Raw genomic sequence first — 12,741 nt, 5'->3', positions numbered from 1 at the left:
CTTATTTGGCAAGATCGTCCAGTTTCATCTGTAGCGTTTGGCTTGCATCGTCAGCTTGTTGTGCTTCCGTGTATGCCGCATAAGCCGCGTCTGTGTCGCCTTTACGCAGTGAGATATCACCACGCAGTTCCGCAATGCGTCCCGCCCACCCTTTCTCTGTGATGGTCGTAAGATCAGCTAAGGCGGCATCAAACTGGCCTTGTTCCGCTTTAATACGGGCCACGCGATAGGTCGCTAACGGTAGAATAGCATCATCTTTGGTGTTTGCTTTTGCCCATTCAAGCTGCGCTAAAGCTTCATCAATTTGACCCGCTTCTACTTGAACTTTTGCAAGTTGTAGTGCGGCTAAGACGGCATATTCTGTACCTTTATTACTATCAATAAAGCTCTCAACAACCATCTCTGCTTCTGCGCCTTTTGCAGCTAACTGAGTTACCGCTTTGCTATAACTTTCAGAAGCGGCTTCTTGCGCAGCAATAACGCTATCTTGGTAGTAACGCCAACCAAACAAGCCACCAAGGCCAATTACAGCACCAAAGATCACGGCTTTACCGTTCTCTTTCCACCAATCTTTTATCGCTTCAACTTGTTGTTCTTCAGTATCGTAGAGTTCCACTTCCTGTCCTCTTTAATAGATGTCTCAAATGCGCTTGCTTACACAAGATGCGTCAGTTTGCTCGCGACTTCAGTTTGAGAAATCGTAATTTGTTCACCACCGATAAGATCTTTGAGAACTACTGTGCTTTCTGCGACTTCATCTTCGCCTAATACCAAAGCCACCGCAGCGCCCACTTTATCAGCACGTTTAAATTGTTTTTTGAAGTTACCACCACCAAAATGGTTCATAACACGCAGCCCCGGAACCTGTTCACGCAACTGCTCAGCAAGTTTCATTGCTGCCATCATAGTGCCTTCACCCGCACTGACCATGTACACATCGACACTGCGACGCACGTCGGTCAGTTCCAGTGTTTCCATCATCAGCACTAAGCGCTCTAACCCCATGGCAAAACCCACTGCCGGTGTCGCTTTGCCACCCAGTTGTTCTACCAAGCCATCATAACGTCCACCGCCACAAACCGTACCCTGAGCACCTAAGCTTTCGGTGATCCACTCAAATACGGTGCGGTTGTAGTAGTCTAGGCCGCGCACCAAGCGCTCGTTAACTTGGTATTCGATACCCGCAGCGGTAAGAAGTTCACATAAGCCTGCAAAATGTTGCTTGGATTCTTCATCTAGATACTCAGACAATTTGGGTGCGTCACCTAAAATCGCTTGAATATCTGGATTTTTAGTATCGAGTACACGCAGTGGGTTGGTGTACATGCGACGTTTGGCATCTTCATCCAACACCTCTTGATGCTGCTCTAAATAGTCAATCAAAGCGGTGCGGTAATTGGCACGCGCTTCAAGAGAACCAATTGAGTTCAGTTCCAAACGAACATGTTTGTCGATGCCCAATTCACGCCACAAACGCGCGGTCATCATAATCAGCTCGGCATCAACATCAGGGCCATCCAGGCCAAACACTTCAACCCCACATTGGTGGAATTGACGGTAGCGCCCTTTTTGCGGACGTTCATGACGGAACATCGGCCCCATGTACCATAAACGTTGCTCTTGGTTGTAGAGCAAACCATTTTCGATACCAGAACGGACACAACCTGCGGTACCCTCAGGGCGAAGCGATAAACTGTCACCATTGCGATCTTCAAAAGAATACATCTCTTTTTCAACCACATCGGTCACTTCACCGATCGCACGGCTAAATAGATGTGTCATCTCAACGATAGGCATACGTACTTCATTGTAGCCATATGCACTAATCACGTTTTTCACTGTGCCTTCCACTTTTTGCCAAAGTGGAGACTGAGTTGGGAGGCAGTCGTTCATGCCTCGAATTGCTTGAATTGTTTTTGCCACAATACTTACCGTAAGGTCGTTGAGATTAATTTTGTTCGATTTGAGTCACGTTGATTCGGTTCTTCTCATCGAGAATAGAGGCCTTCGCGCGAATTTTCGCTTCGAGTTGGCTGACCAGACCATCGTTATCAAAACGCTCTTTCTGGCGGACGCCGTCTTCGTAGAATGCACTTTTCTTGTTGCTGCCAGCCAAACCAAGATGAGAAGCTTCAGCTTCACCTGGGCCATTAACCACGCAACCGATGATCGAGACATCCATAGGTGTCAAAATATCTTCCAAACGTTGCTCTAACGCATTGACTGTGGCGATCACATCAAACTCTTGACGTGAACAGCTTGGACAAGCGATGAAGTTAATGCCTCGCGAGCGAATACGCAGCGATTTAAGAATATCAAAGCCGACTTTGATCTCTTCGATCGGATCCGCAGCCAGTGAAATACGCAGCGTGTCGCCGATGCCTTCGGCAAGCAGCATACCTAAGCCGACTGCCGATTTCACTGCACCGGCTCTTGCGCCTCCTGCTTCCGTAATACCAAGATGCAGAGGTTGGGCAATCTGTTTAGCCAGTAGACGGTAGGAATCAACGGCAAGAAAAACATCCGATGCTTTAACGCTGACTTTGAATTGATCAAAGTTGAGTCTTTCAAGAATATCGACATGACGCATCGCTGACTCGACTAAAGCAGCCGGTGTTGGCTCACCATATTTCATTTGGATCTCTTTTTCGAGCGACCCACCATTCACGCCAATCCGAATGGGTATGTTCTTGTCACGTGCGCAATCGACCACGGCGCGAATACGTTCTTCGTTGCCAATGTTACCAGGGTTGATACGCAAGCAATCAACGCCATATTCGGCGACTTTCAACGCAATGCGGTAATCAAAATGGATGTCAGCCACCAGCGGGATGGATACTTGCTGCTTGATCAACTTGAACGCTTCTGCCGCGTCCATTGTCGGTACAGAAACTCGTACGATATCAGCCCCGACTTTTTCTAACGCTTTAATTTGGGCGACCGTTGCCGCAACATCGGTAGTGCGCGTGTTGGTCATAGATTGAACAGCAATAGGAGCACCATCACCGATGGGCACATTACCGACATAAATACGCGTCGATGAACGACGCTTAATTGGAGATTCGTGTTGCATAGTATTTTCTAAGGTAAGGTGAATCGAGCGACTTTACCGGAAGTATACCCAGAAAGGTCTACAGGTTCACTTGCAAATGTCATTGAAACGCTTTCAGGCGCGCCAAGAATGATTTGAAACGGAGCTTCACCTTGCAAGGTTACGGTTTGCCCTGATTTTTTAATCCCAGTGGAAAGGGTTTTGCCTGCTGCATCTTTCACCTGAATCCAACAATCTGCGCTGAATGTGAGCGTTAGAGGAGCGTATGGATTCGTTGCATCCTGCGGTGGCGTCTTATCCAATACAGGATCGTCGCTCGCACTAAGGTCGGCTTCGGCTGTATCATCTTCAGGTGAAGGGATAAGTTCTGCAGCCTGAGTGTTGATTTCTACAGGGGCATCCACCGCTTCTGCTTCTACTTGAGATTCGTCAACCGTAGGCACTAATTCAGGAACGGTCGTGAAATCCTCATCTCGCAAACGCTCAACCGATGTCGACGTGATTGATGGTGAACTCTCAACCACAACATTCTCTTGTTCTTGGTTTTGCCACCACCATAATGAGGAAATACCAATAATGATGGCAAAAATACCCCATGTCAGCGTCATAATACGGCTATCGTGTTTCTCTCGCTTGGTTTTCTTCGAAAAACTTTGCATCGGTTGTTCAGCGACAACCGTAGGATAGCAATCATCAAAGGAAGCTAAAATAACTGACTCTTTGATCCCGACGGCCTTCGCATAGGAACGTAAATAACCGCGAGTAAACGTCGCCACTTGGTCCGAGGCGAAGTTATTCTCTTCTAAACTCTGAATGATAGAGAGACGTAACCGCAACCTATCGGCAACTTGCTTTTGCGTTAATCCCAACGCTTCACGCTTTGCCTTTAATAAAGTACCGGGTTGCACCGTGTCTGTTTTTACATCTGCAATAATCTGTTCTTGTTCAGTAGTCATCCGTTTTGTACATCTCATTATGTTATGGCTCGAATGGCACCGTCATCACTTTTATTGTTATTAGTTCGTAGTAATAAAATGGTGCATCCCAACACGGTGAAAAATTTGCATTCATTGATGCAGGCGACAGTTCAAATTTAACATTACGTCAGTTAGCAATTCTAATGGATATTTGACGTTAAACAACATGGCTTTAGGAAAGAAATTACAGCTAGGTCAATATTTTTCATAAAATTGACGTCAAAATCGCGGAAAATTATTTCAAATGGTAAAAATGCACAAAGCCAGAGGAATCTCTGGCTTTGCTTTATCATCCGATTTAGACCGATTTGACAGGAATGACATCGCCACCCATTTGTTTCATTTTGGTCCGTTTGGTTCTATCAATCACATCACCTACTAGCTGCCCACAAGCGGCATCAATATCATCACCACGAGTTTTACGCACCGTCACTGTGTGTTCATACTGCATCAGTGTTTTTTGAAAACGGTCAATACGTGAATTACTCGGTTTTTTATAAGGTGAACCGGGATAAGGGTTAAATGGGATCAGGTTAATTTTGCACGGCGTGCCTTTCATCAACTTAGCCAATTCGTGCGCGTGGTCCATATCGTCATTGACATGATCTAGCAACACATATTCCACCGTAACCTTGCCACGGTTTGCATTTGAAGTGGCGATATAACGACGCACTGAGGCTAAGAAATCTTGAATATCCCAGCGATCATTGATCGGCATAATTTCGCTGCGTAATTTGTCATTGGGTGCATGCAATGAAATCGCTAATGCAACATCGATTTGCCCTGTCATTTGATCAAGACCAGAAACCACGCCCGAAGTGGACACGGTGACACGACGTTTTGACAAGCCAAAACCTAAATCATCCAGCATGATCTCTAACGCTGGGATCAAGTTTTTCATGTTGAGTAAAGGCTCGCCCATCCCCATCATTACTACGTTAGTAATCGGACGACGACCCGTCTCTTTCTCAAGGCCAATTTCTCTCGCTGCGCGCCAAACTTGCCCGATAATTTCAGACACTTTGAGGTTACGGTTAAAACCTTGCTGAGCCGTTGAACAGAATTTGCATTCCAGAGCACAGCCAACTTGGGAAGAGACGCACAAAGTCGCTCGGTCTTCCTCTGGGATGTAAACCGTTTCAACATCTTGATCTCCTACACGCATCGCCCACTTAATCGTACCATCAGACGAATGTTGTGCTTGTGAAACGATCGGCGCGCGAATTTCACAGCGTTGTTGCAGTTGCTCACGCAGTTTCTTGTTGATATTGGTCATTTGTTCGAAGTCATCACAACCAAAATGGTAGATCCACTTCATGACCTGATCAGCGCGGAACGCTTTTTCACTGAGCTCTTCAGCAAAAAATTTACGCAGACCTTGGCGATCAAAATCAAGCAGATTGACTTTTTCAATAGTCATGTGGCCTCTCAACGGCGGAAACAATAAATAAGGGCGCGAATTGTACAGCCTTTATGCAGTAACAACAAGGGTTGTACAACCCTTCAATTACTAAGTCATTCAATGCTTGGCGGATTGTTTTTACTCTGCAGCTCCCAATCATACGAGTATAAAAAAGCCTCACAACGTGAGGCCTTAATCGAAATAATTTGGGATAAAAAACGCCAAGATTAACGAGAGAAAATCTCTGATTCTGGGAAGAAAAAAGCGATTTCACGTGCCGCCGATTCAGGACTATCACTGCCATGAACTGAGTTATGGCGCATGCTTAATGCGTAATCAGCACGAATGGTTCCACATGCCGCTTCTTCTGGGTTAGTTTTACCCATTAATTCGCGGTAACGAGCAATAGCATCTTCACCTTCAAGCACTTGAGCCATGATCGGCCCTGAGGTCATAAATTCTTTTAGTGCTGGAAAAAACGCTTTGCCTTCATGCTCAGCATAAAAGCCGCTCGCTTGCTCTTCGTTCAAATGTACCATTTTCGCAGCGATAATACGCAAACCTGATTTTTCGATACGGTGATAGATTTCACCAATCAAGTTACGTTCTACCGCATCGGGTTTAATGATAGAAAATGTTCTTTCTAGAGCCATAAGGTTATCCTTTTTCTTTTGTTTTTTTAGTTATAGTGAACCGCCCAAAACAGAGAGTTGAGCGGTTTTTCATTATTGAGTTTGGTCGGTCAAAATGCGTGCTAATGTACGCACCCCCATTGCAGTTGCACCTGCGGCCCATTTATCGCTTGCTGATTTGCGGTAAGTACCAGCGCAATCAAAGTGCAGCCACCCTTTTTTGTAATCTTCAACAAAGTAAGAGAGGAAGGCCGCTGCGGTACTTGCTCCCGGTGAATAATCACCTGAGCTGATGTTAGAGAGATCCGCAAAGCTTGAAGGTAACATAGAGCGATGAAACTCAGCCAAAGGCAGAGGCCATAAGCCTTCTTTCTCTTGGTGAGCTGCCACCAATGCCTGCTGTGATAAGCTCTCATCAAAGCTCAGCAGTGCATGGTAATCATTGCCGAGTGCATTTTTGGCGGCACCCGTTAATGTCGCGCAATCAATAATAAGCTGTGGTTTTTGCTCGTTGGCATAAATCAAGCCATCGGCCAACACTAGGCGGCCTTCTGCATCGGTGTTCATTATTTCAACTGTGGTGCCGTTTTTATAAGTGATGATATCACCCAGTTTCAAGGCGCGTCCGGAAACCATATTTTCTGCACAACACAAAATGAGTTTCACACGTTTATTAAAACCACGCATGATAGCCAAACCAAGGCCACCGGTGATCGTTGCAGCGCCCCCCATATCTGCTTTCATCGCCGACATAAAGTTGGACGTTTTTAAACTGTAACCACCAGAATCAAAAGTAATGCCTTTGCCAATTAAGCAAGCAAAAACAGGAGCACTTTCTTTTCCTGTCGGATTGTAATCGAGTTGCAGCATGGCTGACGTACGCTCGGAGCCGCGACCAACCGCATAAATACCTTCCCAACCTTCGGTGAGTAGATCTTTATCTTTGACAATGCGGTAGCTGACATGCTCAGGGGCTAGCGATTTGATGAACTCAGCCGCCATGGTCGCTAACTGACGCGGCGCGACTTCTTCAGCGCTTTTATTGATGATATCACGCGTCCATTCCGTCGCTTTAATACGATATTCTAACTCGGCTTGATCTGACTCACTCAGCGGTTGCCATTCTAGTGTGTTGAGTTTTTTCGCTTCACGATAACCTTGGTAGAAAGCCCAAATATTTTCTAAGTGCCAACCGTCACCTTGTAGGCTGATAGCTCTGATAGCTTGCCCATCAAGCTTACGTGCCGCGCGCTGAACCGCGCTGAGTTCATGCTCACTCTCAATAGCATGAATTGTGGCACCATTTTCTGAAAACGAAACAATCGCCTTTTCTCCCCACTGAGGCTGGGCAGCTTGTTGGCTGATAAATACGGACATCTTTGTAGACATGGTTTCTCCTTGCCTGAATATGGCCTCACCTGTGCCATTACGATTAAATAACCAAGGGATGTTAGCATTTTGTAGGGTCAAAATGTCAACTTGATAAAAAAACGGACCATTCGGTCCGCTCTTTTTAGTTAAAATTGTTAACTCTGTGATGTTTTACTGAATAACCATCATGTTAGCAATAGTCTTAGTCGATCTCTTCCATCCAACATAGAATAATCGCTTCGAGAATTTTTTCGTTGGAACGGTTTGGCTCATCATCAAACTCTTCCAGTTCCATCACCCACTGGTGTAGATCCGTAAAACGTACATTTTTAGGATCTACGTCTGGGTATTGCTCACAAAGCTCGATCGCAATGTCACGAGAATCGGTCCATTTCATTTTGCTTTCCTTTTACAAACAGTCAACGGGCGTTAATACGCTCAATAGGATTAATGATCTTCAGAAGCCAGATTGAGTGTATACTTTGGAATTTCAACCACTAAATCTTCGTTAGCGACTCTAGCTTGGCAGCCAAGGCGAGATTCAGGTTCAAGACCCCACGCTTTATCAAGCATGTCATCTTCCAACTCATCACTCTCATCAAGTGAGTCAAACCCTTCGCGAACGATAATATGGCAAGTCGTGCATGCGCAGGATTTTTCACACGCATGTTCAATAGCGATACCATTTTTCAGCGCCACATCCAGTACGGTTTCTCCTGCTTGCGCTTCCAGAACGGCACCTTCAGGACAAAGCTCTTGGTGAGGTAACACAATAATCTTAGGCATAATTTTTCTCTTTAAATATCATCTACCGATTGACCAGCAAGTGCACTGCGAATGGATTTATCCATACGGCGTGAAGCAAAATCTTGGCTGGCTTTGTCTGTCTCTTTAATTCCTTGCTCGATGGCATCGGCGCTATCACCATTACGCAGCACAATTAAATCTTCTATTGCATTCAGAAGGATCTGCTTTTCTGACTCAGATAACAATTCATCACCATCGGCCTGTAAGGCAGAGATCAAACCTTCGATAACACGATCGGCTTCTACACGTTGCTCTGCCAGAGCGCGAGTCTGCATATCTTGTTTGGCAAACGTCATCGAATCTCGCAGCATATTTGCTACTTCATTATCACTCAGTCCATACGAGGGCTTAACTTGAATTTCCGCCTGAACTCCCGTACTTTTTTCCATCGCTGTCACGGAGAGTAAGCCATCTGCATCAACTTGATAAGTTACGCGGATATGCGCGGCACCCGCCGTCATTGGTGGAATACCTTTTAGTGAAAAACGAGCCAATGAGCGGCAATCGTCTACCATCTCACGTTCGCCCTGCACCGTATGGATGCTCATGGCTGTTTGACCATCTTTGAAGGTGGTGAATTCTTGAGCTTTCGCAACAGGAATGGTGGTGTTACGTGGGATGATTTTTTCCACTAAGCCACCCATGGTTTCAATACCCAGCGACAGGGGAATTACATCCAGCAGTAACATTTCTGAATCGGGTTTATTACCCACCAAAATGTCGGCTTGAATTGCTGCACCAATCGCGACAACTTCATCAGGGTTGATGCTAGTTAGTGGTGTGCGACCAAAAAACTCACCGACTAAATCTCGAACCAGTGGCGTACGAGTTGAACCGCCGACCATCACCACTTCCAACACTTCATCTGCAGTAATCTCGGCATCTTTGAGTGCTCGACGACACGATAGTAAGGTTTTTTTTACTAGTGGCGTGATGAGTTGGTTAAACTCATCGCGAGTTAAACGCCCTTGCCAACCCAGCACAAAAACCTCGACACTATCAGTATCAGATAAGGCAATTTTCGCTTCGGTGGCCGCATCAAGCAATGCTCGTTGCTGCTCTGCACTGAGCGGTTCAGCTAAGCCGATTTGGCTCAAAAAATGGTCAGCAATCAAATGGTCAAAATCATCACCACCGAGCGCAGAATCGCCACCAGTCGCGAGTACCTCAAACACGCCTTTCGACAGACGTAAGATAGAAATATCAAACGTACCGCCACCTAAATCATAAACCGCAATCACACCTTCTTGCGCTGAGTCTAAGCCATAGGCAATCGCTGCAGCGGTAGGTTCATTGAGTAAACGCAGTACGTGCAAGCCGGCAAGTTGAGCGGCATCTTTGGTGCCCACGCGCTGCGCATCATCAAAATAAGCAGGTACGGTAATCACCACGCCCGCTAATTCACCACCTAACGACGCTTCGGCACGCTGAGCAAGAGATTGAAGAATATCGGCGGAAACTTGAATCGGGTTCTTATCACCTTGCGCCGTTTGCAAAATAGGCAAACCGTTGTCACTGGCTTTGAAGCGATAAGGCAATGTGGGATAACGCGCCTGAATGTCAGCCAGTGAACGGCCGATCAAACGCTTCACAGAAATGATGGTATTGGCAGGATCAACTTGCGCGTGTGCTCTGGCATCAAAGCCTACGCAACGCTCTTGAGCCGAATAGTGGACCACCGAAGGGAGGATCGAGCGTCCTTGTTCATCAGCAAGCGTCGTCGCATTACCGCTTCGAACTGATGCGACTAATGAGTTGGTTGTCCCCAAGTCGATACCCGCTGCGAGTTTATGCTGATGCGGCGCAGAGCTTTGACCGGGTTCTGCAATTTGAAGTAATGCCATGGGTTGGTCCTTATTATCGAACTAGCCGAGTAACTGTTCTTCGACTCTTTCTATTTCATTTTTGAGCTTGGCAATAAATTTAAGCTTGCGAACCGTATCAGCCGCAAGGCTCCATTGAGCATGGTTAAGTTGTTGCTCAACCAAGATAAGATGCTGTTTATACATCTTGCTAACTCTGTTTTCAAAATCGAATAACGCACTTTCAACATCAGACTGTGAGGCGATGGCTTCAAGCTCTTCTCGCAGCTCCATTTGCTCCATTAAAAACAGCGGATCTTGCATGGTTTGGTGTTCTGCGCGTAACTCTATGCCTTGTTCAAGCAACAAGTATTCTGCGCGACTGATCGGCGATTTTAATGTTTGATAAGCATCATTGATTTGTGAGGCGTTTTGCACAGCAAGCAGGCGATCTCGCTCAGACGCAGTGGCAAAGTTGTCGGGATGAAACCGTTTTTGCAGCGCACGAAACTGAGAAGAAAGAAGGCTACCATCCAGTGCAAACTGACTTGGTAGCCCAAATAATTCAAAATAGTTCATTAACACATTGCTCCTAGTGCTCGACACTAGGCTCAAGTGAGCCTAGTCACGCCGAAAGCCAATCCGTTACACGTTGAAGCTTTCACCACAACCACATTCGCTTTTTGCATTCGGGTTGTTGAACTCAAAACCTTCGTTTAGCCCTTCTTTGACATAGTCAAGCTGTGTGCCATCAAGGTAGACGAGGCTTTTCGAATCGATAATCACTTTGACACCATGATCTTCAAACACTTCGTCTTCTTCGTTAACGTCATCAACGAATTCAAGCACGTAAGCCATACCCGAGCAGCCTGTTGTTTTCACTCCAAGACGTAAACCTACGCCTTTGCCTCGGTTATCTAGGAATGCTCGAACGCGATGCGCTGCTGTTTCAGTTAAGGTAATGGCCATACTACAACCTTAGATTCTTAGTTTGAACTTATGGGAGTGAACCATCATTCACTCCCTTAATATTATTGTTGGTGTTTCTTTTTATAATCGGCAACGGCAGCTTTGATCGCATCTTCCGCCAAAATCGAACAGTGAACTTTCACTGGTGGAAGCTCTAGCTCTTCCGCAATTTCAGAGTTCTTAATAGCTGCCGCTTCGTCAATGCTCTTGCCTTTGACCCATTCAGTAACCAGTGAGCTCGAAGCAATCGCGCTACCACAACCGTAGGTTTTAAATTTTGCATCTTCAATGATGCCTTCTGGCGTCACTTTAATTTGTAGCTTCATTACGTCGCCACAAGCTGGAGCGCCAACCATACCACTACCAATGGTTGGATCTTCTTTATCAAAAGAGCCAACATTACGTGGGTTTTCATAGTGATCAATTACTTTTTCGCTGTATGCCATGATAGTTACCTCTAATCCTCTATTTCCTTGGGAATAAACCAGTGCCTTTTAAAGGACTAGTGATGTGCCCATTCAACGGTGTTTAAATCCACACCCTCTTGATACATATCCCATAGAGGAGACATGTCACGTAATTTGCTTACGGCTACGCGGATTTGTTCAACGGCGTAGTCCACTTCCTCTTCGGTCGTAAAACGGCCAAATGAGAAACGAATTGAGCTGTGCGCCATTTCATCGTTCAAACCAAGCGCGCGCAGTACATATGACGGCTCTAAGCTGGCCGACGTACAAGCACTACCTGATGATACTGCTAAGTCTTTCAAAGACATCAGTAGCGATTCGCCTTCAACAAAGGCAAAACTAATATTCAGGTTGTGCGGAACACGCTGATCTAAATCGCCATTCACACTCACGGCTTCCATGTCTTGTACACCAGCGAGTAGACGATCACGCAATGCTTTTGCGTGGTCAAAATCTTTTTGCATGTCTTGCTTAGCAATACGGAATGCTTCACCCATACCTACGATTTGGTGCGTTGGTAATGTGCCTGAACGGAAACCACGTTCATGGCCGCCACCGTGCATTTGCGCTTCAAGGCGAATACGAGGTTTACGGCGAACATATAATGCGCCAATCCCTTTAGGTCCATACGCTTTATGCGCAGAAAGGGAGATAAGATCCACTTTCATTTCTTGTACATCAAGGGGAATTTTACCGGCAGATTGCGCTGCATCTACGTGGAAAATTATCTTGCGTTCACGGCAAAGCTCACCGATCGCCATGATGTCCTGAATTACGCCAATTTCGTTGTTCACGTGCATGATCGACACCAAAATTGTGTCATCACGCATTGCCGCTTCTAATTTTTTTAGATCAATCAAGCCATTCGATTCTGGCTCAAGATAGGTCACTTCATAACCTTCACGCTCAAGCTGACGACATGGATCAAGCACCGCTTTATGCTCGGTTTTACAGGTAATGATATGCTTACCTTGCTTGGCATAGAAATGCGCCACACCTTTGATCGCGAGGTTATCTGACTCTGTCGCACCGGACGTGAATACGATTTCGCGAGGATCAGCATTAAGCAGTTCAGCAATTTGCTCACGCGCAGTGTCTACGGCTTCTTCTGCCTGCCAGCCATAACGGTGCGATCGCGATGCTGGATTACCAAAAACACCATCCATCGTCATGTACTGAACCATCTTTTCAGCCACGCGAGGGTCAACTGGACAGGTAGCTGAATAGTCAAAATAAATAGGCAGTTTCATTTTCTACTCCAA

General features: G+C 46.0%; 14 protein-coding genes. All 14 read right to left on the bottom strand.

The window, feature by feature from the left end; genetic code table 11:
* Position 1 precedes the first annotated feature (1 nt).
* Positions 2-616: a YfgM family protein gene (locus tag AACT42_RS02070; protein ID WP_013857490.1), complete on the bottom strand. Its 615-nt coding sequence runs from the start codon at positions 614-616 to the stop codon at positions 2-4.
* Between the two features lie 38 nt (positions 617-654).
* Positions 655-1,923, bottom strand: coding sequence for a histidine--tRNA ligase (gene hisS / locus AACT42_RS02065; RefSeq protein WP_017044251.1), 1,269 nt, complete (start codon positions 1,921-1,923; stop codon positions 655-657).
* Between the two features lie 25 nt (positions 1,924-1,948).
* The gene (gene ispG / locus AACT42_RS02060; RefSeq protein ID WP_094132399.1) at positions 1,949-3,073 is read right to left on the bottom strand and encodes a flavodoxin-dependent (E)-4-hydroxy-3-methylbut-2-enyl-diphosphate synthase; all 1,125 of its coding nucleotides are present in this window, start codon (positions 3,071-3,073) and stop codon (positions 1,949-1,951) included.
* Positions 3,074-3,081: 8 nt separating this feature from the next.
* Positions 3,082-4,026: a cytoskeleton protein RodZ gene (rodZ, locus tag AACT42_RS02055; RefSeq protein WP_094132401.1), complete on the bottom strand. Its 945-nt coding sequence runs from the start codon at positions 4,024-4,026 to the stop codon at positions 3,082-3,084.
* Between the two features lie 301 nt (positions 4,027-4,327).
* On the bottom strand, positions 4,328-5,449 hold the full coding sequence (locus AACT42_RS02050; RefSeq protein ID WP_026028096.1) for a bifunctional tRNA (adenosine(37)-C2)-methyltransferase TrmG/ribosomal RNA large subunit methyltransferase RlmN: 1,122 nt from the start codon (positions 5,447-5,449) through the stop codon (positions 4,328-4,330).
* Positions 5,450-5,658: 209 nt separating this feature from the next.
* Positions 5,659-6,084 (bottom strand): nucleoside-diphosphate kinase, encoded by a 426-nt coding sequence (ndk, locus tag AACT42_RS02045; protein WP_013857494.1) that lies wholly within the window; start codon positions 6,082-6,084, stop codon positions 5,659-5,661.
* Positions 6,085-6,156: 72 nt separating this feature from the next.
* Positions 6,157-7,452, bottom strand: coding sequence for an aminopeptidase PepB (gene pepB, locus AACT42_RS02040; RefSeq protein ID WP_094132403.1), 1,296 nt, complete (start codon positions 7,450-7,452; stop codon positions 6,157-6,159).
* Between the two features lie 184 nt (positions 7,453-7,636).
* Positions 7,637-7,831 (bottom strand): Fe-S cluster assembly protein IscX, encoded by a 195-nt coding sequence (iscX, locus tag AACT42_RS02035; protein WP_010320404.1) that lies wholly within the window; start codon positions 7,829-7,831, stop codon positions 7,637-7,639.
* 50 nt (positions 7,832-7,881) lie between these two features.
* A complete protein-coding gene (gene fdx / locus AACT42_RS02030) occupies positions 7,882-8,220 on the bottom strand; it encodes an ISC system 2Fe-2S type ferredoxin (protein WP_010320405.1) in 339 nt (112 codons plus the stop codon).
* Between the two features lie 11 nt (positions 8,221-8,231).
* The gene (gene hscA, locus AACT42_RS02025) at positions 8,232-10,085 is read right to left on the bottom strand and encodes a Fe-S protein assembly chaperone HscA (protein ID WP_094132405.1); all 1,854 of its coding nucleotides are present in this window, start codon (positions 10,083-10,085) and stop codon (positions 8,232-8,234) included.
* A 21-nt stretch (positions 10,086-10,106) separates the two neighbouring features.
* Positions 10,107-10,622: a co-chaperone HscB gene (gene hscB / locus AACT42_RS02020; protein ID WP_094132407.1), complete on the bottom strand. Its 516-nt coding sequence runs from the start codon at positions 10,620-10,622 to the stop codon at positions 10,107-10,109.
* A 66-nt stretch (positions 10,623-10,688) separates the two neighbouring features.
* On the bottom strand, positions 10,689-11,012 hold the full coding sequence (gene iscA, locus AACT42_RS02015) for an iron-sulfur cluster assembly protein IscA (RefSeq protein WP_010320408.1): 324 nt from the start codon (positions 11,010-11,012) through the stop codon (positions 10,689-10,691).
* Positions 11,013-11,074: 62 nt separating this feature from the next.
* Positions 11,075-11,458, bottom strand: a complete 384-nt coding sequence (iscU, locus tag AACT42_RS02010) for a Fe-S cluster assembly scaffold IscU (protein ID WP_010320409.1) — start codon at positions 11,456-11,458, stop codon at positions 11,075-11,077.
* Between the two features lie 56 nt (positions 11,459-11,514).
* A complete protein-coding gene (locus tag AACT42_RS02005; protein ID WP_013857499.1) occupies positions 11,515-12,729 on the bottom strand; it encodes an IscS subfamily cysteine desulfurase in 1,215 nt (404 codons plus the stop codon).
* Between the last annotated feature and the right edge of the window lie 12 nt (positions 12,730-12,741).

Source organism: Vibrio sp. V15_P4S5T153 (genome assembly GCF_963874485.1).
Taxonomy (GTDB): Bacteria; Pseudomonadota; Gammaproteobacteria; order Enterobacterales; family Vibrionaceae; genus Vibrio; species Vibrio anguillarum.
This window is presented reverse-complemented; position numbering and strand designations above follow the sequence as displayed.

Coding starts and splice junctions, on each gene's coding strand:
- ispG (WP_094132399.1), bottom strand. CDS start 3,073: ATGCAACACGAATCTCCAATTAAGCGTCGTTCATCGACGCGTATTTAT.
- rodZ (WP_094132401.1), bottom strand. CDS start 4,026: ATGAGATGTACAAAACGGATGACTACTGAACAAGAACAGATTATTGCA.
- AACT42_RS02050 (WP_026028096.1), bottom strand. CDS start 5,449: ATGACTATTGAAAAAGTCAATCTGCTTGATTTTGATCGCCAAGGTCTG.
- ndk (WP_013857494.1), bottom strand. CDS start 6,084: ATGGCTCTAGAAAGAACATTTTCTATCATTAAACCCGATGCGGTAGAA.
- pepB (WP_094132403.1), bottom strand. CDS start 7,452: ATGTCTACAAAGATGTCCGTATTTATCAGCCAACAAGCTGCCCAGCCT.
- iscX (WP_010320404.1), bottom strand. CDS start 7,831: ATGAAATGGACCGATTCTCGTGACATTGCGATCGAGCTTTGTGAGCAA.
- fdx (WP_010320405.1), bottom strand. CDS start 8,220: ATGCCTAAGATTATTGTGTTACCTCACCAAGAGCTTTGTCCTGAAGGT.
- hscA (WP_094132405.1), bottom strand. CDS start 10,085: ATGGCATTACTTCAAATTGCAGAACCCGGTCAAAGCTCTGCGCCGCAT.
- hscB (WP_094132407.1), bottom strand. CDS start 10,622: ATGAACTATTTTGAATTATTTGGGCTACCAAGTCAGTTTGCACTGGAT.
- iscA (WP_010320408.1), bottom strand. CDS start 11,012: ATGGCCATTACCTTAACTGAAACAGCAGCGCATCGCGTTCGAGCATTC.
- iscU (WP_010320409.1), bottom strand. CDS start 11,458: ATGGCATACAGCGAAAAAGTAATTGATCACTATGAAAACCCACGTAAT.
- AACT42_RS02005 (WP_013857499.1), bottom strand. CDS start 12,729: ATGAAACTGCCTATTTATTTTGACTATTCAGCTACCTGTCCAGTTGAC.